General features: G+C 48.9%; 19 protein-coding genes, 2 pseudogenes and 2 riboswitches. Of the genes and pseudogenes, 12 read left to right on the forward strand and 9 right to left on the reverse strand.

The genetic code is table 11. The features are described from left to right. Nucleotides 1-122: transposase domain-containing protein (locus KU392_RS07595; RefSeq protein ID WP_217735121.1), on the forward strand; the 122-nt coding region annotated here is incomplete at its 5' end. 90 nt (nt 123-212) lie between these two features. On the opposite strand, the pseudogene KU392_RS07600 reads toward KU392_RS07595, so the two are convergent. Together KU392_RS07600 and KU392_RS14430 are read right to left on the reverse strand one after the other, a co-directional pair. Further along, nucleotides 213-437: pseudogene (locus KU392_RS07600) on the reverse strand (integrase core domain-containing protein); the annotation flags it as partial. Beyond that, on the reverse strand, nt 403-732 hold the full coding sequence (locus KU392_RS14430; protein WP_343212421.1) for a Fic/DOC family N-terminal domain-containing protein: 330 nt from the start codon (nt 730-732) through the stop codon (nt 403-405). The gene KU392_RS14430 and the pseudogene KU392_RS07600, both read right to left, overlap by 35 nt. Before the next feature lie 176 nt (nt 733-908). On the opposite strand from KU392_RS14430, the pseudogene KU392_RS14310 reads away from it, so the two are divergent. Next, nucleotides 909-1,055 (forward strand): annotated as a pseudogene (locus KU392_RS14310) (IS256 family transposase); the annotation flags it as partial. A gap of 111 nt (nt 1,056-1,166) precedes the next feature. On the opposite strand, the gene KU392_RS07615 reads toward KU392_RS14310, so the two are convergent. From KU392_RS07615 to KU392_RS07630, 4 genes are all read right to left on the reverse strand, one after another. Then, on the reverse strand, nt 1,167-1,388 hold the full coding sequence (locus tag KU392_RS07615) for a hypothetical protein (RefSeq protein WP_169294676.1): 222 nt from the start codon (nt 1,386-1,388) through the stop codon (nt 1,167-1,169). A gap of 274 nt (nt 1,389-1,662) precedes the next feature. Next, a complete protein-coding gene (locus tag KU392_RS07620; protein WP_217735007.1) occupies nt 1,663-3,669 on the reverse strand; it encodes a BCCT family transporter in 2,007 nt (668 codons plus the stop codon). 225 nt (nt 3,670-3,894) lie between these two features. Continuing rightward, nucleotides 3,895-5,085 (reverse strand): 3-hydroxybenzoate 6-monooxygenase, encoded by a 1,191-nt coding sequence (locus tag KU392_RS07625; protein WP_217735008.1) that lies wholly within the window; start codon nt 5,083-5,085, stop codon nt 3,895-3,897. Beyond that, the gene (locus tag KU392_RS07630) at nt 5,082-5,948 is read right to left on the reverse strand and encodes a fumarylacetoacetate hydrolase family protein (protein WP_217735009.1); all 867 of its coding nucleotides are present in this window, start codon (nt 5,946-5,948) and stop codon (nt 5,082-5,084) included. Before KU392_RS07630 ends, KU392_RS07625 begins: the two co-directional genes overlap by 4 nt. A gap of 142 nt (nt 5,949-6,090) precedes the next feature. Here KU392_RS07630 and KU392_RS07635 point away from each other — a divergent pair, with 142 nt between their 5' ends. Then, the gene (locus KU392_RS07635) at nt 6,091-6,987 is read left to right on the forward strand and encodes a LysR family transcriptional regulator (RefSeq protein WP_217735010.1); all 897 of its coding nucleotides are present in this window, start codon (nt 6,091-6,093) and stop codon (nt 6,985-6,987) included. A gap of 75 nt (nt 6,988-7,062) precedes the next feature. Here KU392_RS07635 and KU392_RS07640 read toward each other — a convergent pair whose 3' ends face one another. Together KU392_RS07640 and KU392_RS07645 are read right to left on the reverse strand one after the other, a co-directional pair. Further along, nucleotides 7,063-8,061 carry a Bug family tripartite tricarboxylate transporter substrate binding protein gene (locus KU392_RS07640; protein WP_217735011.1) on the reverse strand — a complete coding sequence of 333 codons (999 nt, stop codon included), beginning with the start codon at nt 8,059-8,061 and terminating at the stop codon, nt 7,063-7,065. 56 nt (nt 8,062-8,117) lie between these two features. Next, nucleotides 8,118-9,152 (reverse strand): cupin domain-containing protein, encoded by a 1,035-nt coding sequence (locus KU392_RS07645; protein ID WP_217735012.1) that lies wholly within the window; start codon nt 9,150-9,152, stop codon nt 8,118-8,120. 106 nt (nt 9,153-9,258) lie between these two features. Here KU392_RS07645 and KU392_RS07650 point away from each other — a divergent pair, with 106 nt between their 5' ends. From KU392_RS07650 to paeA, 3 genes are all read left to right on the forward strand, one after another. Then, the gene (locus KU392_RS07650) at nt 9,259-10,200 is read left to right on the forward strand and encodes a LysR family transcriptional regulator (RefSeq protein ID WP_343212422.1); all 942 of its coding nucleotides are present in this window, start codon (nt 9,259-9,261) and stop codon (nt 10,198-10,200) included. Nucleotides 10,201-10,393: 193 nt separating this feature from the next. Then, a riboswitch (glycine riboswitch) is annotated at nt 10,394-10,490 on the forward strand. 42 nt (nt 10,491-10,532) lie between these two features. Further along, a riboswitch (glycine riboswitch) is annotated at nt 10,533-10,631 on the forward strand. 25 nt (nt 10,632-10,656) lie between these two features. Further along, nucleotides 10,657-11,274, forward strand: coding sequence for a trimeric intracellular cation channel family protein (locus KU392_RS07655; protein ID WP_217735014.1), 618 nt, complete (start codon nt 10,657-10,659; stop codon nt 11,272-11,274). 194 nt (nt 11,275-11,468) lie between these two features. Next, nucleotides 11,469-12,776 carry a polyamine export protein PaeA gene (gene paeA / locus KU392_RS07660; protein ID WP_169294658.1) on the forward strand — a complete coding sequence of 436 codons (1,308 nt, stop codon included), beginning with the start codon at nt 11,469-11,471 and terminating at the stop codon, nt 12,774-12,776. Between the two features lie 4 nt (nt 12,777-12,780). Here paeA and KU392_RS07665 read toward each other — a convergent pair whose 3' ends face one another. Then, complete coding sequence (locus tag KU392_RS07665; protein WP_217735015.1) at nt 12,781-14,037, reverse strand: MFS transporter; 1,257 nt, start codon at nt 14,035-14,037, stop codon at nt 12,781-12,783. A 311-nt stretch (nt 14,038-14,348) separates the two neighbouring features. Between KU392_RS07665 and KU392_RS07670 the strand changes: the two genes are divergently transcribed. From KU392_RS07670 to KU392_RS07695, 6 genes are all read left to right on the forward strand, one after another. Continuing rightward, a complete protein-coding gene (locus tag KU392_RS07670) occupies nt 14,349-15,398 on the forward strand; it encodes an ABC transporter substrate-binding protein (protein ID WP_169294656.1) in 1,050 nt (349 codons plus the stop codon). Nucleotides 15,399-15,456: 58 nt separating this feature from the next. Continuing rightward, nucleotides 15,457-16,293, forward strand: a complete 837-nt coding sequence (locus KU392_RS07675) for an ABC transporter permease (protein ID WP_246587377.1) — start codon at nt 15,457-15,459, stop codon at nt 16,291-16,293. Beyond that, complete coding sequence (locus tag KU392_RS07680) at nt 16,286-17,065, forward strand: ABC transporter permease (protein ID WP_246587378.1); 780 nt, start codon at nt 16,286-16,288, stop codon at nt 17,063-17,065. The genes KU392_RS07675 and KU392_RS07680 overlap by 8 nt, the downstream gene beginning before the upstream one ends. Nucleotides 17,066-17,068: 3 nt before the next feature. Beyond that, complete coding sequence (locus KU392_RS07685; RefSeq protein WP_217735016.1) at nt 17,069-18,088, forward strand: ABC transporter ATP-binding protein; 1,020 nt, start codon at nt 17,069-17,071, stop codon at nt 18,086-18,088. A gap of 156 nt (nt 18,089-18,244) precedes the next feature. Further along, nucleotides 18,245-18,619 (forward strand): cupin domain-containing protein, encoded by a 375-nt coding sequence (locus tag KU392_RS07690; RefSeq protein WP_217735017.1) that lies wholly within the window; start codon nt 18,245-18,247, stop codon nt 18,617-18,619. A 70-nt stretch (nt 18,620-18,689) separates the two neighbouring features. Beyond that, a complete protein-coding gene (locus KU392_RS07695; RefSeq protein WP_246587393.1) occupies nt 18,690-19,628 on the forward strand; it encodes a Bug family tripartite tricarboxylate transporter substrate binding protein in 939 nt (312 codons plus the stop codon). Nucleotide 19,629 lies beyond the last annotated feature (1 nt).

Genomic DNA, 19,629 nt, shown 5'->3' on the forward strand with positions numbered 1-19,629 from the left:
AGCTCAATGGGCATGATCCGTATGCCTATTTGAAGGATGTACTCACACGCTTGCCCACTCAGCCCGCCAGCCGTATTGCTGAACTGTTGCCGCATAATTGGCAACCACAGACAGCGATGTAAAAAAACAGGTTAAAGAAAACCGCTGTCAAGATGAGATGGCCGAACGCTTACTCCCTTACAAGCGAAATAATAAAAAGCGTAAGCTTACCGTCAAGCGCACAGTTCATAACTAGAGACTTCTGCTGCTAACTGTCGTTTAAATTCACTGGGTGGTAAGTTACCCAATGACTCATGGGGTCGTTCCTCGTTATAACTTAACATCCAGGCCCAACTGAGGTCTCGCACCTGATCCAGCGATGAGAACAAATGCGGGTCCAGGACTTCGGTGCGATAACTGCGATTAAATCGCTCTATATAAGCATTTTGGTTTGGCTTGGCGATAGCGCATAACTTCTTTGGCTGCCGGATTGGCAAATCCGTCAGGGTCGGCGTCGTCCCGAAACAGCTCATCATGAGTGGTTACGATGTTTTCGATCTCGGAGCTGTCTTTTGCCTCTTGTAAACCCAGGGTGTTGATAAGAATGCCTTGGTTTGGGATAGAGGCGGCCACGCCTTTCAGTTCAGCAAGATAACGGCTGCTACTTGTGAGCTTCTTTAGGATGAGAGGAGTATCGAATCGTTCTGCATTTAAATGTTCAAGGGGCGTAATCGGTGTCACTATGAACTCCACATATATAAAAAAATGGGTTTTTCTATATATGTTACAGATGATATGTATAGAAAAACGGTTTTTTTATACATGTTGCTGGTAATGTGTATAGAAAATCTGTTTTTTTATATATGTTGCAGGTAATATGTATAGAAAATAGATGCTTTCTATATGGATTTTCGCTCACGGATGAGTAGCTGGACAAAAAGAAACTGGAAGCGTTTGCTCGTGAAGCAGCCAAAGGCTTGAAGACCGAAAAGGACCTGAATGAATTCAGCCAGATACTGACCAAGATTACGATAGAGGCTGCACTCAATGCCGAGCTTGACGCTCACTTGGGCAACACTCTGGTTATTCGGCGGCATCATTTTTTAACGATCTGCGCTTTAAGGTCAGGACTGTAGGATGATATTGAAAAACTCTATCCGCTCCCTCAAATGGATAAAATGTAAAAATCAAAATATCGGACAACTAGTCTGACAGAGGGGGTCCAGGGTGATCCTGGAACCATCGACCGCCAGTACCCGCAAGTCCCAGAAGCGCAGGTAATCACCATCACCGTAATGCGTTTGCACGACGGCGGCCTGGTTAAGCTCGATAAAGGCGGTGTGTTTCAGTTTATACCGCGCCTGCGAATAAGCGCTGGCGGTCACGGGTGGCTGCTCCAACCCCGTCATCGCCTCATTGACGACGTTTTGTAACGATTTCACGCTATTCCTCATGATCAACACCACAACCAACGCGAAGGACAGGCGGCGCTCGCGTGTGAACGCTTTATCGCTCTGACGGTGACGGTGCTTGAAGCCATTCGCTTCAAGCCGCTCTTGGGTAACTTCAATTGCCTGCTTTTTTTAGCCATGTTCAACTGTCAATCAAATCCGCTTATTATCTCAAAAAATGCTTAACCTAATGGCAGTGACGCTGGAGCATGGGAGCCAGTTCCACGGTTGCTTACTTATCATCAGGAATGGGTTCGTTATCATGCACCATATGCAAGAAATGGCGATGACGTTCATATTGATTAATGATATCTACAATAATATCGTCTTTAGTCCATCCCATGATGTCGTAGTCTTGCCCGCCTTCAGTTAAATGCACCTCGGCCCGGTAGTATATTTCCTTATCTGGGCGTTCGGTGTCTACCGGATTCAGCGTAGGACGATTTTCAGCGACAGGATAAACCTGGTAGCTGAAGTCCTGGTATTCGCCGTGATGCGCAACGGTTAGCGCCCAACCTTTGGCATCGCTGTCAGGAGATGATTTTTGCATGACTTCTGCCTCAAAGCCCAGATCCTGCAGTTCTGCGCCAATTGCCTTCATTGCCGGTGCCACGGTAAGATTCATGAAGCGAACAACCTGGTTTTGTTCGGGTAAAGTGACCAAGTTACGTAAACGTTGTTGCCAGTCTTGTCCTTGGGCCAAAGGCGGTGTACGTGCCACTGTTTGGTAACGAATTTGCCGTTTGGTGGCCTCGGTTTTAAGGGCTTTAAATAAACCAAAAATAGCGGCTAATAAAATAATAGAGAAAGGCAAGGCGCTAACAATGGTTGCCGTTTGCAGTGCTTGCAAGCCATCGGCCAAAAGCAAGGCAATGGCAACCACGCCGGTTAAGGCAGACCAGAATATACGTTGCCATACCGGAGAGGGCATGTTTTCTTTAGAGGCCAGCAAATCAATAACCAAAGCGCCAGAGTCTGCAGAGGTAACAAAAAACACAACAACCATACATAGCGCCAGAATGGAAGTGAGGCTGGTTAAAGGCAGTTTTTCCAGGAAAACAAACAGGGCCTGTGCTACGTCGTTCTGAACGGTCAGGCCAAAGTTGCTCATGCCTTCAACTAAAATATAATAGATGGCGGTATCACCGAAAACGGTCATCCAAAATAAAGTAAAGCCCGATGGCACTAACAACACGCCCAGTACAAATTGACGGATAGTGCGGCCTCGTGAAATACGGGCAATGAATAAACCGACAAAAGGTGACCAGGCTATCCACCAACCCCAGTAAAAGAGGGTCCAGCCACCAATCCAGTCATTGGGTTCATAAGCATAAAGGGTAAAGGTTGCCGTTACTATATTTGATAAATAGGCCCCCGTGTTTTCTACAAAAGTTTGGAGCAGGAAGACAGTAGGGCCTAGAATGAGTACAAACAAAAGTAATAAAAAGGCAAGCCCCAGGTTGATTTCTGAAAGAATCTTAATGCCCCGGTCCAGGCCACTGGCTACGGATAGGGTCGCTAAACCACAGGCAATAATAATCAGGACAATTTGTACCTGGAGGGTAACGGGCAGATTAAATAAATAGTTCAGGCCACTATTTATTTGCGCTACCCCAAAGCCCAGCGAGGTGGCCACGCCAAAGACGGTACCAAGAACGGCAAAGGTGTCAACGGCCTGACCGGTGCGGCCATAAATGCGGTCTCCAATAATAGGATAAAGCGCAGAGCTTAGTCTTAGCGGCAGGCCGTGTCTGTAGCAGAAAAATGCAAGAACCAAACCCACAATGGCATAAATAGCCCAGGCATGTAGCCCCCAGTGAAAAAAGGTAATGCTCATGGCGTTACGTGCCGCCAAGACGGTTCCCCCTTCGCCGGTAGGAGGACTAAGAAAATGCATGACCGGTTCAGCCACCCCAAAGAACATAAGGCCAATGCCCATGCCGGTAGAAAAAAGCATGGCAAACCAGGTGAAGTTCTTGAAGTCAGGCGTAGAGTGATCTGGCCCCAATTTAATGTCGCCATATCGACTGATAGCTAAAAAGAAGGTGCTAAGTAAAATGATGGCGACAGTTAGAATATAAAACCAACTTACATGGCTGAGAATCCAGGTCTGGGTATTGCTAAATAGCTGTTGGGTAAAGTCAGGTGCAAAAGCAGCAAGGCCAATCAGAAGTAGAATAAGAGCGGCAGCCGAGAAAAAAACAGGGGGGTTAATGCTCGTTTGCTTAAAAGGCTTCATGGTTTGGCCTTGTTTATAGTTAAACATGGGAAAAGTGTAGCAGAATAGTGAGTCGGGGTCAGGATTTACTTATTGAGTGATTGTGGCAAACGTGGCAATGCCTGCGCCCTTGAATAAAACGCGCACTCCCAAGCAGGAGCATGGGAGTGAGTCATAAAAAATGCTTAACTTAATGGCAGTGATGCTCCGCGTGGGAACGCCTGGTCAAGTAAAATTCAACCGATGCTAGGCTGGAATCTGATCCTTCTCATACATCCATGCCATGCCTTCCATGACCTGATCGGGCGTCCTTTCCTTAAGGAAGGCGTTTCTCAGGTCGCGGGTGGCGTTGCTTGCGTGGTAGGCTTGCCCATATAAGCGTGCGGTTTGCTGGATACGGGCGGTGCGCAAATAACGGGCCTTGGCGTATGAGTCAAACGCTTTGCTGAAGTCTCCCCCTGAAGCCTGGACGTGTTTGGCCAGGCAAACCGCATCTTCCATGGCCATACAGGCACCCTGTGCCAGGTATTGCAGCATCGGGTGCGCGGCATCACCCAGCAGGGTAACATTGTCTTTGGTCCAGTTGCCAACCGGGTCACGGTCACATAACACCCACATACGCCAGGATTCGATTTTTTCCAGCATGCCCAGCACTTCCGGGCGGGCACCCTGAAAGCGCGCTCTCAGTTCTTCCGGATCTCCATAGGTATCCCAGCCTTCGTCATACTTGTCGCTATGAAACACCGCAACCAGATTGAAGACATCAGATTGTCTCAACGGGTAGTGCACCAGATGGAAGCGGGGACCCATCCAGATCACCATGGCATGTTTCCGGTTGGCTTCGGGAACCTGGTCAATAGGCAAGACGGCCCTGTAGGCGATATGCCCTGAAACCCTTGGCTTGCCATCGTTAACAATACTTTGCCGTACAGTGGACCACAGGCCGTCAGCACCGATCAGGGCGGGTCCGGTATGTGTTTGACCATCCGAGGTGGTGACGGTAACGCTCTTTCCATCTGAAACATGGCTTTCCACTTTGCTGGATGCTGAAAGGGTGACTTTCCCGCTATCCCGACAGGCCTGCAAAAGAACGGCATGCAGATCTGCACGATGAATCAGGCCATAAGGTTTCCCAAAGCGTTCCGGATAGAGCTCACTGACGGGCAGGCGCAGGATTTCTTCACCACTGATGGCGTCCATGGCGATGATATCATCGGGAAAGACGGCAAGTTTATTGACTTCATCGCTAATGCCCAGCTCATCAAAGGTGTAGAAGGCGTTGGGCCCCAATTGGATACCGGCACCAATTTCCTTGATTTCATCGGCCTGTTCAAATACATGACTTTCTTTGCCAATGCGGGCCAGGGCCAGGGCTGCCGCTAAACCGCCAATGCCACCACCGGCAATTAAAATTTGATCGTTTGATGCTTGTTTCATACAGTCTCCATGGTTGTAACATTAACAGCGATTGTTCCTACACCTTCCAGTTCCATTTCTATGCGGTCTCCGGGCTCAACGGGACCAACCCCTTCTGGCGTGCCGGTAAAGATCAGGTCACCGGGATTGAGGGTGTAAAAAGAGGAAGCGAACTCGATAAGGTGAGGAATATCAATCACCAGATCTTTCGTGTTGGCGTTCTGGCGTTCTTCACCATTGACGGTCAGGCGAAACGCCAGTGATCCGGGGTCGGGGATTTCATCTGCCGTCACCAGCCACGGGCCCAGCACCGTGTAGGTATCAATGGATTTGCGCATGCTGCGCTCTTCCGGGCCACGGGTGGTCATGTCCAGGCCGGCACAGTAGCCGGCAACGTATTGCAGGGCATCTTTGGCCGCAATATTGCGGCCCGTCTTGCCAATCACCACCACCACCTCGGCTTCGTGGTCGTTTCTGCGCTCCGGGTGGGCAAGTTCTACGGGTTGCGATACACCAATCAGTGAGCTGTTGGCTTTTAAAAACAGGCCCACCCGCTGAATTTCACCAATCTGGTTGGCATGGTGTATTTCTTTATCGGCACGTGCTTCTTCCAGGTGTTTCAGGTAATTGACAGGGGCGGCAATAATTTTCCCCGGGTTGGCAACAGGTGCCAGCAATTGAACGTCCGTCAGCGCTTTCTTTGGCGCATTCTCCATTAACTGCATGAGCCGGGGGCGCAGGCTTTCCAGGTTGGCGATCAAAAGATCGTGGCCGGGAAAGGGATAAGCCTGTTCGGGTAGCAGCGCCAGGGCAGCACTGACATCATAAATATCATTTCCCTGTACAACGCCCAGTTGATTGTTGTCAAAACGGCAAATTCGCATTTTTTATCGTCTCCTTAATGAATGTTGTTAGTATTCATGAACTTTATTATTGGTTCAATAAATTGAAATTTATAGTTGATATTGTATTTAACAATAATAGGGGTAAAATTGGTGAATGGATTTTGATACTGTATAAAGGCTCATGAGTAATCTCGACATACGTGATCTTGCCCTGATCGACGCATTGACACGCACCTGCAATATATCGGCCGCCGCTGAAATACTGGGCTTAAGTCAGCCATCGGTCAGTATCCGTCTGGCCAAATTGCGCACGCATTTCAATGACGCGCTTTTTGTTCGTACCCGGACAGGCATGCAGCCCACCCCACGGGTTGCCGAGCTATTGCCCGCCATTCGGTCTGCGCTTGGTTTGTTGGCGGATATAGAAGAGGGGGCAGCCAGTTTTGATCCGCTTGGCTCCAACCGTATTTTTCGATTAAGCATGACCAGTACGGGGCAGGTGGTGGTAATTGCCCGGCTTAAAAATGTGTTGAACAGGCTGGCCCCCAAGGTCAGGATAGAAGTCATTGATTTTACGGAACAGACACCGCTTCAGCTTGAACGTGGTGAGGTTGATATTGCCATGGGCTTTACCACCATCATGGGCCCGGGTTTTTACCAGCAGAAATTATTCCGGGAGCATTATGTGTGCCTGATCCGTCATAATCATCCGCGCATTAACCATGAACTGACGATTGAGCAATTCAAGGCCGAGGGACATGTTGCGGTAAAAAGCAGCGGTACCGCGCATTGGCTGCTGGAAAAAGCGATTGATGATGCCGGTATCTCGAGGAATATTGAACTGTGGGTGCCCTCATTTCTTGGGCTGGCGGATATTGTCCGCACCACCGATTTGCTGGCTTTGGCGCCCGTGCATTTGGCGCAGATCATATGTCGGGATAAAACCGTAAGACGTGTTGATGTGCCCATTGAAATACCGTCTTATGATGTGAAGCAATATTGGCATGAACGGTATCATCAGGAACCCGGTAACCGGTGGCTCAGGCAAGTCATTGCCGATGTCATCCAGGAAAAATGAAGGGTGCTGTTATGGTAAAAAAGCATTGCAACCGGTCAGGTCGCAATGCTTTGTCAATGGATAGTCGTGAATGGATCAGTCCAGTCGAATGTTTCCTTCACGAACCAGTTTTTCGTATGTCTCTCCTTTTAATTTGCTGATTCTTGTGATTTCCTGCGGACTCCAGTCCAGGTGCTCAAAGGCAAAGGCCGCGTAATTGTTTTTTACTTTTTCAGTTTGAACGGCCTTCCACACATCAGCATGGATTTTTTCAATAATTTTTGTATTGGTGCCTTTGGGAGCCAGTAACACGGCAAATGAGTCTACCGTCAGTTGCTGTGGTCCTCCCGCTTCGGCCACAGTGGGTACGTCCGGCATGCCTGGGTGTCGGCTTTTGGCCGCAATGGCCAGGTACTTCAGGCTGCCTTTCCTATACAGGCTTTCACTGGAGCCGACACTGGCAAAGGCCCACTGGATTTCGTTACCCCCCAGATTGACATAAAGCTGTGCGGTTTCCTTATAGGGAATATGCAGCATTTTAGTGTGACTCATCTTTTCCAGTTGCAGGGCGCCCAGGTGCCCCGGACTGCCAACACCCCATGATCCATAACTGACAGAATCGGGGTTTGTTTGTGCTGCTTTAATGAGATCCCCCATGTTTTTCCAGGGAGAGTTGCTGGGAACGGCAATAAAAAACGGTGTCCTGAATAAGGCGGCTACCGGTTCAAAAATCTCTAATGGCGATATTTTTCTGGAAGGGTACAAGTAAGGCAGGGCACTGATCTGTTCACTGTCAAGCTGCAATAGCGTGTATCCATCGGGTTTGGCGCGGCGTGCCTGCTCAATGGCAATGAAGCCTGCACCACCCGGGCGATTGTCGATAATGACTGTTTGTCCCCATTGTTTGGTCAGGCTTTCAGCTACCATTCTAAGGACGGCATCTGGCCCGCTGCCAGCTGAAAATGGGGTAATGATGGTTACCGGTCGATCGGGGAAGGCAGTGTCAGTTTGTGCTTGCGCGTTGGTGATACCTGAAAGGGTGGCCAGCAAAACGACCAAGGCGGATCGGGCTGTCGCAAGAAAAAAATGTCTCATGAAGGGTCTCCTCTTCTCTGTGTTGTTGTGGTGGTTTTATTATGTTTTATATGTTTTTACCGGGTTTCCAGTACACCCATTTTTCGGTGTAAAGGGCTTTCATCGGCAATGAAAATAAAGGCGGGGCGGGCGGTGTCTTGATTATGCAGGCGAACCGGTGTGTAGCCAGGGGCACAGCAGGTGTCTGCTTCATTCAGTTCAAATGTGTTACCGCTGATTTCAGCCTTTGTTTTTCCTTCAATCACATGAAACAGGCTGGCAGGAGAGCGCGCCGGCAAGTCCAGTGTCTGGCCGGGTTGGATCATCAAGGCATAAAATCCCAGAATATTCTGGGCGCTGTCACCGGTTTCCGGATTAATGTATTCAACCTGAACCGATTTTTCGTTTGGATGTGCTTCGGATAAGGCTATCAGGCTGGCCCGTACTTGTGACCATGGATAGCGCAACATGGGGTAAGGGTTATGATGACGCGTGAAGACGGGGGCGGGGAGTACACCGCCATTGGCATAAATGCCATGGCCTTTGGTGGGGTTGACGGTTTGCCGGGTACCCACGTTGTGATAGCTGGTTTCCATGAAGTAAATCAGGGGCAAGTCCAGCACGTCAAGCCAAACGACCGGATTCTGGCCATCATGACTGTGTTCGTGCCAGAGCCCGGAAGGTGTCAAAATAAGATCGCCACGGTTCATGGGACATTTTTCCCCGGCTACCGTGGTGTACGCCCCATCGCCTTCAATGATCATTCTGACTGCATTCGGTGTATGGCGATGACTGGGCGCCCATTCACCGGGTAACAGCAACTGCATACCCACGTACATGGACGGACTGACTTTCATTGCATCCAGGCCATGTCCCGGATTGCTCATGACCAGCACGCGTCTTTCCGCTTTTTCAATCGGGGTCAGATCACCGGCCCGTAACAACAGCGGGCGGATTTTGTTGTAAGACCAATGTGTGGGTTGGGTGTTTCTGGCAGGAATATCCGCAGGTAAAACGGCGCCAAGGCTTGGCCATAAGGGAACCAGGTTTTCCTCACTAAGTGCCTGTACATATTCAGCTGGTAATTCTTCCAGTGTTCCAAGATTATCCATAATAGTGTCTCATGTTTATGCTTTTTGAAGGCTAACTATAGAGCAGGTGCAATTATTCTTACAATAGATTATGATTAATACCCATCATCGGTTTTATTAATAATGGGTGTCTTCCTTGAACGAACTGGATATACGACATCTTCGGATTTTTTTGGCCTTATATGCAAGCAAAAACGTAACGCGCGCCGCCGATTCTGTGGGTCTGAGTCAATCATCGGTAAGCGTGGTGCTGGCGCAATTGCGTCAACATTATGGCGATCCGCTTTTTGTGCGTACCTCGGGTGGCATGAAGGCAACACCACGGGCAGAAGCGCTGCGACCATTGGTGTATCAGGCACTTAAACTGCTGGAGCAATGCCTGGAGCCAAGCCTGGTATTTGATCCTTTGACTTCAAGTCGCTGTTTTCGGATTTGCATGCCCGACCTGGGTCAAACGATATTGCTGCCAAGGCTCTTATCGGTTATTGATAAACAGGCACCCAATGTGAATATTGAAGTGTCTAATTTAAGCTATGAAACTGCACGGCAACTGGAAACCGGTGAGGCTGATATTGCTTTGGGGTTTACAGAGGAAATGAAGGCGGGTTTTTACAAGCAGAAACTCAATAATGAAAGATTTGTATTGATTGCCTCAAAAAATCATCCGGATGTTGATGGCAAAATGTCCTTGGCCCAGTTGCAGCAACAAAAATTTGTGAAAGTGATGCTAACGGGCACATCCCATTCCATTATCGAGAAATTCCTGGAGCGCAAAGGGATTGTTTGCAATTATGTGGCTAATGTTCCCAATTTCATCGGTCTGGGACAAATTGTGGCCAGTTCAAGCCTTGTCGCTATTGTGCCGTTACGGCTTGGCATTATTTTTGAATCGGAAAATGCGGTCAAAATGGTGCAGTTGCCATTGAAATTCCCTTCCTATACCGTCAACCAGTTCTGGCATGAGCGGTTTCACCGCGACCCGGCCAACATGTGGCTGCGCTCCTTGATTCATGACACTTCAGAAACACTGGAAATGGAAAACAGGACCAATAAGGCTTATTTGTGGTGAGCAGCGCGTTTCCGGGCGAAGTGAACTGAGCCTAAAAAGTTGGGTACCCATTTTTGCGCTCCCACGCAGGAGCATGGGAGCCAGAAAAGCATGATGGGAGCGAGGATTTCTAGTTCCCACGCTCTCGCGTGGGAATTCATATCAATTTAAATTACCACTACCTCACAAATTACGATTTACTTGCAGTATAATCCCTCGCTTCGCAGGAGAGAGGGGCCAGCTTAAAGCGTGGTTCCCGCCGAAGGCGCAAACTCCCATAATCGCTCAGGCATCGTAACTGCGAAACGTATTCGAATGGTGGCTGTTTTTTTGACAAGGACAACAGCACAATCGTAACGCCAGCTGGAGAGAGGTTGTTTGGCAACCCACCGAAGGGGCAAGCAGTTTATATAACTGCATAAACTCTCAGGTAAAAGGACAGGGGGAGAGGCAGCATAAAACAACAAGGATTCAAGTTTGCTTCTCTATATTTATATCGTGGCGATTACCGCCGAGGCCATGTCGGGTGCGCTTGCCGCCGGCCGACGCAATATGGACATGTTTGGTGTGGCTTTCGTTGCCTTTATTACCGCTTTGGGCGGTGGTACGGTGCGTGACATGTTGCTGGGCAATTACCCGGTTTCCTGGACCCAGCACCCCATGTATATCCACATCACGATTCTTGCCGGCCTTTTTACCATGGTGGTTGCCCGTTACATGCATCGATTGCATTCCATTTTCCTGGTGCTCGACGCAATGGGTTTGATCGCCTTTACCGTTATTGGCTGTAATGTGGCCCTGAAGCTGGAATACAGCACCACCGTTGTTATTATGGCGGGTATTACCACCGGTATCTTTGGGGGCATATTGCGTGACCTGTTGTGTAATCGCACGCCCATGGTGCTACGCAAGGAGCTGTATGCCAGTGTTTCGCTGCTGGTTGCCATATTGTATTTATGCCTGCGGCACTGGGGTGTTAGCCATGACATTAATTTGCTGGTTTCATTCGGTTTTGGTCTGGCTTTACGTATTGCCGCCATTCGCTGGCGCTGGTCTTTGCCGGTGTTTACCTACGCCCCCGGGCGATGGAGCTAGCCCGGGTTGCCCAGTAAGGATGGAAAATCAACAGCCAGTATCCAGCGGCTCTTTATCTTTTCAATGGGTTGTTCAGGCTGGACGCATAATGGTTCAGCGATAGGGGAAACCATGCCTCTAAGAAGCCGGTTTCCATTGCCATTTCCTGTCAAATGGTACAAAATCACAGGGTTACAGACTCTTAGTGGTTGTTTATGTCGGTTGGTGATTTGCTCACACACGTGTTTTTTCTTTTGCTGCTGATTATTATCAGTGGTTTCTTTTCCATTTCGGAAATTTCCCTGGCCGCTTCACGCAAAATCAAGCTGCGTCTGCTGGCCAATGAGGGTAATGCCAAAGCACAAGAGGTGCTGGCCTTGCAGGAAAACCCCGGCAACTTTTTTACCGTGATCCAGATCGGGCAAAATGCGGTAGCGATTATGGCCGGTATCGTCGGTGAAAGCGCCTTGTCACCTTATGTGGCCACACTTGTTTCGGTTATTTACAACGGGCCTATGCTGGGCACCTGGTCATTTTTGCTGTCCTTTTTACTGGTCACGGCCTCGTTTGTGATGTTTTCAGACCTGATTCCCAAGCGCCTTGCCATGGCCCGGCCTGAAAAACAGGCCATGGCTGTGGTCAAGCCCATGAAGTTTTGCATGCTGGTGTTTGCGCCCCTGGTGTGGTTGTTCAGCAGTATGGCCAATCTCATTCTTCGTCTTATGCGGGTACCGCAAGTGCGCGAAGAGGAAATTACCGGTGATGATATTGTGGCCCTGGCCGAAGCCGGCGCACAGGGCGGTGGAGTCTTGCAGCAGGAACAATACATGATTCGCAACGTGTTCGAGATGGATTCGCGCATTGTGCCCTCTGCCATGACACCGCGTGAAAGCATTGTGTATTTTTCCCTGAATGAAACCGAAGAAAATATCCGCCAGAAAATCGCCGAATTTCCACATGGCAAGTTTCCGGTCTGTCAGGATACGCTAGACCATGTCATTGGTTATGTGGATTCCAAGGATATTTTGCCCCGTATCCTGCAGGGCAAGGATTTATCTCTTAGAACCGCCCCCATTGTCCGCAAGGTGCTGGTGCTGCCCGATACACTCACCCTGTTCGAGGCGCTTGAGCAGTTCCGGGCAGCCAAGGAAGATTTCAGTCTGGTGGTGAATGAGTACGCACTGGTGGTGGGCCTGCTAAGCCTGCAAGATGTCATGAGTACCGTGATGGGGGATTTGGTGGGTTCCCTGCAGGAAGAGTGGATTGTAAAACGCGATGACCATTCCTGGCTGATGGACGGCATGACACCTATCGAGGAGGTGATGGCCGCCCTGACCATTAAGGAATTTGAGGGTTTTGAAAACAATTACGAAACCATGGCCGGGTTCATCATGTACAAGCTGCGTAAAGTGCCACGTCCCACCGACTTCGTCTTGTATGAGGGCTACAAGTTCGAAGTGGTGGATATTGACAATTACCGGATTGACCAGGTACTGGTGACCCGGCATGAGGAAGAAAAATAAGGTTTTAACGGTTGATTGGGTTAATCAAGTGGGAAGCCACCTTGTGCTGGCGCTTTCTTGATATGCCAATCAGCAAGGCGGCTGTGGCCATGATGCCTGCAGTCATGATGAATACGGCCGTCATTCCATACAGGTTTGCCACCATGCCACCGGCAACCGGGCCCAGGACCATGCCAAGATATTGGGCAGACGTTGAGTAACCCAGTACGGTGCCGGCAATATGGCCCGACACATTATGCCGGATCAGGGCGGTAATGGCTGGCATCAGGCCGCTTAAGCCAATCCCCATTAAAAACCTTAATGCAATAAATTGCCAGTCAGCCCAGGCAAAGGCCTGTAAAAGCAGGGTCAGGGCGGTAAACAAAAAACAGGCAACCAGCACGCAAAGATGGCCTTTCTGATCACCCAGTCGGCCAATTCTGGCCGATCCCAGCAGGCTGCCAAAGGCAGTGACTGAAATGGCAATACCAGCCAGCAATGGAATGTTTTGCGTGAGGGTGTGCAGGCTGGCCATGTACAGGGTGATGATGGGTTCAACCGAATAATTGGCAAACATTAACAGGGAGGCACAGCCAAGCATTAACAGTACCATGTTGCGGCTGGGGGCGTTTTGCCAGAAACCTTCGCCTTGGTTAACGTTCTGACTGGTGGCCGTTTTGCGCTTGAAATTGGTTTCTTTAATTAAAAAGGCGGTTGCCAGAAAAGCAATGAAGATAACGCTGGCAGCCAGAAAAAAAGTATTTCTAATGCCAATATAACCGGGCAGCAAGCCCCCCACCAATGGCCCCAGCAGGTTGCCCGCCAACATGCCGGCAGCATGGGTGCCTACGGCCCAGCCAGTATGTGCTTTGGGGGTTTGGGTGGCCACCAGAATCGTGGCGCCCGAGGCATAACCCCCTAAAATCCCAATCAACAGACGCAAACCAAACAGTTCCTGCACATTGCTGACCATGCCCATTAAGGCAATGCTAAAGGCCATACCCAGGCTGGCGCGGATCAAGATGGGCTTGCGGCCATAATGGTCGGCAAATTTTCCCCAGACGGGCGCCATCAGGCCCGCTGTCAGGAAGGTGGCGCTAAAAGCATAACCTGACCAGCGAATAATGGATTCGGGGTCGGTTTCTCCCAGTTGCTCAATGTAGATGGGCAGAAATGGCAGCACCAGCGTCATGGCCATTAAGGTGGTAAATGAACCGAATACGCACACGTACAGGTTGCGTTTCCAGTGTTCTTCCTGGCTTTCCTCTTGGATTGTTTGCATTGCTGTGCCTTTGACTGATGAAGTGATTGGATTTTTAAATTGATAAAAGTCAGATTTATTATGATGGGAAATGGGAATGATGAACAAGACCATTTCTTATACTGGTATTGGTTATACCTGATACTGGTAATGATAGGCTGTTATCTGTTTTGCATGACATGGCTGTATGCCGAATAAGGGTGTTTGCTTAATGCCTTGCAATTTGTTGTGCATGTCATGAATTGGCAATAAAGCATCCTTATACTCGGTTCCTCCTTATTCTTATGCAAAAGGCATATTGTGTGCCTTGTTTATTTTCCCAAGGAAGAACAATGAGTTTGAAAAAAGCATGGCTGGCAGTCTGTCTGGCATCGTTGCCATTGGTGGCACAGGCACAATCCGCTGATTTGACTTCGCTTATTGAGGCGGCAAAAAAAGAAGGTCGTGTGGATAGTGTGGGTATGCCTGACTCATGGGCTAACTGGAAAGATACCTGGGCTGACCTGAAAACCAACTACGGGCTGGAACACCAGGATACCGATATGTCTTCGGCACAGGAAATTGCCAAGTTTGCGGCAGAAAAAGAAAACGCAACGGCTGATATTGGCGATGTTGGCCAAAGTTTTGGCCCTATCGCGGTTGACAAGGGAGTGACCCAGGCCTACAAACCCACCACCTGGAATGAAATTCCTGAATGGGCGAAAGACAAGGAAGGTCATTGGGCAGTGGCTTATACCGGCGCAATCGCTTTCATCATCAATAATGACACGGTTAAAAACGCACCCAAAAGCTGGAAAGACCTGACCTCTGGCAAGTATAAGGTTACGTTGGGAGATGTCGGCGTAGCGGCACAGGCCAACAATGCAGTACTGGCTGCGGCGGTTGCCTTGGGTGGCAATGAAAAAAACGTGACCCCAGCCCTGGAACTGTTTGGTGAACTGGCCAGGCAAAAACGTCTGTCATTAAGCAATCCCACACTGGCCACACTTGAAAAAGGTGAAGTGGAAGTGGGGGTGCTGTGGGACTTCAATGCACTTAACTATCGTGACCAGATTGATCCCAAGCGTTTTACCGTTGTGATTCCTGAAGATGGCTCAATCATGGCGGGTTATGCCACTATTATCAATAAATACGCCAAGCACCCCAATGCGGCCAAACTGGCGCGTGAATACATCTTTAGCGATGCCGGTCAAAACAATCTGGCCAAGGGTTATGCCCGTCCCATTCGCGATAAGGTTGTGTTGACTGAAGAAGCCAAAGCCAGGTTATTGCCTGCCGAAGCGTACAAAAATGTTCAGCCCATCAAAGACCAGGCCGCCTGGGATGCCTTGTCCAAGAAGCTGCCTGAACTGATGCAGGAACATGTGCTGATTCATCAATAAGCGCAAAACCATGCATCAACATAAAGTTATATTGATATGAACTGAAGTCTTTCCTCTCATGATGCTCGCCAAGCCTTCCAGGGCCCATTTATGGCTCTTTGTTCCTTTTGTGTTGATGCTGGGCGCTTTTTGCCTGGCTCCCACCTATTGGGTGCTGGTTAACAGTTTTATGGCAGACGAGGGTGGTTTTACGCTGGCCAATTATAAAAAAATTTTAAGTAGCAAGTTTTACCTGATTGCCATTGAAAACAGTTTCTGGTTATCACTGTACTCCAGTTTTCTGGGACTGCTGATTGGCCTGCTGGCTACTTCGTCCTTACGATTTGTGCAAGGCAGGGTTCGGCAATGGGTGATTGCCTTTGTGAATATGAGCAATAACTTTGCCGGCGTGCCCCTGGCATTTGCGTTCATTATTATTTTGGGAACCAATGGTGCCATTACGTTGTTGTTGAATAAAATGGGGTTTCTGAACGGGTTTGATTTATACACCCGTGCCGGCTTGACGGTGGTGTATACGTATTTTCAGATTCCCTTGGCTATTTTGCTGCTTTACCCGGCATTTGATGCCCTGAAGGATGACTGGGAGGAAGCATCCCGATTGCTGGGCGCCAGTACTTTTGATTACTGGCGCAAGGTGGTGCTGCCCATTCTTTTCCCTTCCTTACTGGGTACTTTTGTGTTGTTGCTGGCCAATGCACTGGGTGCATATGCCACGGCTTTTGCGCTCACGGCCAGTAATGTTAACCTGATCCCGATTCGTATCGGGGCCCTGGTGGCCGGTGATATTTCCCTGAACCCGAACCTGGCCGCGGCGCTTTCCATTGTTCTGGTTGTACAGCTGGTCATGGTCACCATGATTAACCAGTGGCTGATGCGCAGGAGACGTTATGCATAAACAGGACTCCAGACAGGGCATGCATCTGCTTGTGATTGGTGTGGTGATGTTGATCTTGCTGGTGCCCTTGCTGGCCACTTTTTTGTATTCCATTTCAACTTCCTGGGGCGCAACCATTTTGCCTGATGCCTTAAGCTTGAAGTGGTATGTGCAACTCTGGAGCGATCCTCGCTTTCTGATGGCCTTTGGCCGATCTGTTTTACTTTGCATGGTTTCCATTATCGTTAGCTTACTGGTGATTCTGCCATTGGCTTTTATGATGGAATACCGTTATCGGCAATGGCGGAAAATCATGGATCTGGTGATTCTGCTTCCATTTGCCATGCCGCCAATTGTTGCCACGGCAGGCTTGCTGCAAATTTATGCCGGCTCACCCATGATGGGTACTCCCTGGATTCTGGTGGGCTGCTATTTCACGATTGTGTTGCCCTTTATGTATCGTTCCCTGGTTAATAATCTGCGGGCCCTGAACCTGCATGATTTGATGGATGCCTCCAGTCTGTTGGGTGCCAGCAGTTTTCAGGCCTTCATGCAGGTGGTGCTGCCCAATATCCGCAAGGGCATTGCCTCGGCATGGTTCATTGCCTTTTCATTGCTGTTTGGTGAATTCGTTTTTGCCAATATGCTGGTGGGAACCCGCTTTGAAACCCTGCAGATTTACCTGTTCAATATGCGCCAGACCAGTGGTCATTTTACCAGTGCTATTGTGATCAGCTATTTTGTGTTCATTCTGCTGTTTACCTTGCTTGCCAACCGTTTCAATAAAGCTTAAATCATGTCTTATTTAACCGTTTCCAATTTGGCCAAGCGATTTGGCGATTCCGTTATTCTTGATGAATTGAGTTTTACCATTGAAAAAGGTGAGTTTGTGACTTTGTTGGGGTCAAGCGGTTGTGGCAAGTCTACCTTGTTACGTTGCATTGCAGGCTTGACCCAGCCTGATAGCGGGTATATTCAGGTGGACAATGAAAACATCACGTTTGCGCCGGCCCGGCATCGGGGTATTGGCATGGTCTTTCAAAGTTATGCCCTGTTTCCCAATATGACCGTGGAAGCCAATATTTCCTTTGGCCTGAATTTGCGCAAAATGGACAAGGGGTTGGTTCAAGAGAAGGTGGGGCAGGCGATTGCGCGGGTCGAATTGCAAGGCAAGGAAAAAAACATGCCACATGAGCTGTCGGGCGGCCAGCGTCAGAGGGTGGCCCTGGCCCGGGCCCTGGTTATGGAGCCTCGTATTTTGTTGCTGGATGAACCCTTGTCTGCACTGGATGCCCGTATTCGCCGCCATTTGCGACAGCAAATCCGCCAATTGCAGCAAGAGTTGCAGCTAACCACCATCTTTGTCACCCATGATCAGGAAGAAGCCCTGACTATGTCAGACCGGATTTTTTTAATGAACCAGGGCCGTATCGAGCAATCGGGTTCGCCAGAGCAGTTGTATGCACGGCCCAATAGCAATATGGTGGCACAGTTCATGGGCACCTACAATTTTCTGGATGCAGGCAATACGCAGCGCTGGCTTGGCTTGCAAACACCTAATGGTGTGGCTATCAGGGCCGAAGCGATTATCCTGGATCATCCTTCCCTGTCTTTTGGCAAAAAGGTTTCCCAGCCGATTGCATCTATTATTACCGAGAAACATTTGCTGGGTAGTGTGGTGCGCTTCAAGGTGAGGGCAGAAAACACAGTGTTAACCGTAGACAGCCTAAACAACCGGTTTTTGCCCAAGCTGGACATCGGCAGCAAAGTATACCTGCGCATTGATCCTTGTGAGTGTGTGGTTTTGGATAATTAAAGCGGTAAAAAAAACAAATTGCCTCCTTCGCTCAAGTAGCGGCGGGAGGCATTTTTTATGGCCGAATGGCAATTTTAGTAATTACCCTTAAATACAAAATAATTTATGTGTGTGAAAATTAATTCACATACGGGAATTTAATAGAAGAGGGTATTTATGCATAAATGGATTGTTAAAGAAAACGCAATTGAAGGGTATAGTCCAGCCAATCATACGGGTACCGTTAACAAAAGGTTGATCAGTGCTGAAACGGTAGGCGCAAAACACATGGAAGTCCTGATCGGGACAATAGAAAAAAACCAGGGGGCACTGCCACATGCGCATCCAGACCTTGAGCAGGTCTGTTATTTGATTTCCGGTAGCGCCGATGTGGAAATGGATGGAGAAAAAGGGGAACTGGAGCCAGGCGATTGCTGTTATTTCCCTCCTTATAAAAAACACATTTTTACCGTTACCAGCGAAGAGCCTGCCAGAGTACTTATTATTTACTCACCCCCCTATGAAGAAAAGCCGGAAAGAGTCATTCGTTAGGCAATGGCTGGATAAAACCAAATTAAAATTTAAAGGAGACATAATGTATAAAACAGGTATCAAGAAAAAAATGACTGCTCTGGCCCTGAGCCTTTTCAGCAGTAGCGTATTGGCAGCTTACCCGGAACAGCCTATTACGCTGGTGGTACCCTTTCCAGCTGGCTCCGGCACAGATGCGGTAGGACGTATTTTTGCTTCAGAAATGTCATCCCGTTTGGGACAGCCAGTGATTGTTGAAAACAAACCCGGTGCCAATGCGACGATTGCAGCGCAGCATGTTGCCAAATCCAAACCCGATGGCTATACGATATTAATTTCCACCAATACGCCTTTGTCTGCCGCACCTTGGCTAATGAAAAATGTATCTTATGATGTGGTTAACGATTTTACGGCTGTAGCACGCGGTGGAAATTTGCCTTTTATTTTAATTACTCATGCCAGCAAACCTTATCAAACGGTCAAGGACTTGGTTGAGTATGCCAAGGCCAATCCTGGCAAGTTAAGTTATGCTTCGGGAAACAGTACCGGAATTGTGGCAGGGGCAACATTGGGGAATACTGCTGATATTGATATTTTGCATGTGCCCTATAAAGGCACGCCTCAGGCAATCACCGATCTGATTGGCGGGCAGGTTGATTTCATGTTTACCGATCTGGCTTCAGGTATTCCTTTCGTTAAGTCCAATAAGGTCAAGGCTTTGGCTGTTTCTACCGCCAAGCCCAGTGCCTTATTGCCAGACTTGCCCTCTATGGAGGCCGCAGGCATTAATAATTTTGATATTAATTCCTGGAACGGCTTTCTTGGACCTGCCGGTTTATCGGATGAGGTCGTTCAAACCTTGAATAAAACCATCAATGAGATTGTGGAAGATAAAGAGATCAAGCAAAAACTGGCCAATCTGGGGTTTGATGCTTTTAGTGGAACCCAGCAGGAATTTGCTGATTTCGTGAAGCAGCAATATGTGTTGTGGGGCGACTTGATCAAGGCGGCTGGCATTGAGCAAAAATAAT

Source organism: Advenella alkanexedens, assembly GCF_019132845.1.
GTDB lineage: Bacteria > Pseudomonadota > Gammaproteobacteria > Burkholderiales > Burkholderiaceae_B > Advenella > Advenella alkanexedens.

Excerpts from the sequence above, each read along its gene's own strand:
- KU392_RS07645 (WP_217735012.1), bottom strand. The coding sequence starts at position 9,152 with ATGGATAATCTTGGAACACTGGAAGAATTACCAGCTGAATATGTACAG.
- KU392_RS07640 (WP_217735011.1), bottom strand. The coding sequence starts at position 8,061 with ATGAGACATTTTTTTCTTGCGACAGCCCGATCCGCCTTGGTCGTTTTG.
- KU392_RS07615 (WP_169294676.1), bottom strand. The coding sequence starts at position 1,388 with ATGACGGGGTTGGAGCAGCCACCCGTGACCGCCAGCGCTTATTCGCAG.
- KU392_RS07630 (WP_217735009.1), bottom strand. The coding sequence starts at position 5,948 with ATGCGAATTTGCCGTTTTGACAACAATCAACTGGGCGTTGTACAGGGA.
- KU392_RS07680 (WP_246587378.1), top strand. The coding sequence starts at position 16,286 with ATGCATAAACAGGACTCCAGACAGGGCATGCATCTGCTTGTGATTGGT.
- KU392_RS07670 (WP_169294656.1), top strand. The coding sequence starts at position 14,349 with ATGAGTTTGAAAAAAGCATGGCTGGCAGTCTGTCTGGCATCGTTGCCA.
- paeA (WP_169294658.1), top strand. The coding sequence starts at position 11,469 with ATGTCGGTTGGTGATTTGCTCACACACGTGTTTTTTCTTTTGCTGCTG.
- KU392_RS07695 (WP_246587393.1), top strand. The coding sequence starts at position 18,690 with ATGACTGCTCTGGCCCTGAGCCTTTTCAGCAGTAGCGTATTGGCAGCT.
- KU392_RS07685 (WP_217735016.1), top strand. The coding sequence starts at position 17,069 with ATGTCTTATTTAACCGTTTCCAATTTGGCCAAGCGATTTGGCGATTCC.
- KU392_RS07635 (WP_217735010.1), top strand. The coding sequence starts at position 6,091 with ATGAGTAATCTCGACATACGTGATCTTGCCCTGATCGACGCATTGACA.
- KU392_RS07690 (WP_217735017.1), top strand. The coding sequence starts at position 18,245 with ATGCATAAATGGATTGTTAAAGAAAACGCAATTGAAGGGTATAGTCCA.
- KU392_RS07625 (WP_217735008.1), bottom strand. The coding sequence starts at position 5,085 with ATGAAACAAGCATCAAACGATCAAATTTTAATTGCCGGTGGTGGCATT.
- KU392_RS07665 (WP_217735015.1), bottom strand. The coding sequence starts at position 14,037 with ATGCAAACAATCCAAGAGGAAAGCCAGGAAGAACACTGGAAACGCAAC.
- KU392_RS07620 (WP_217735007.1), bottom strand. The coding sequence starts at position 3,669 with ATGAAGCCTTTTAAGCAAACGAGCATTAACCCCCCTGTTTTTTTCTCG.
- KU392_RS07675 (WP_246587377.1), top strand. The coding sequence starts at position 15,457 with ATGATGCTCGCCAAGCCTTCCAGGGCCCATTTATGGCTCTTTGTTCCT.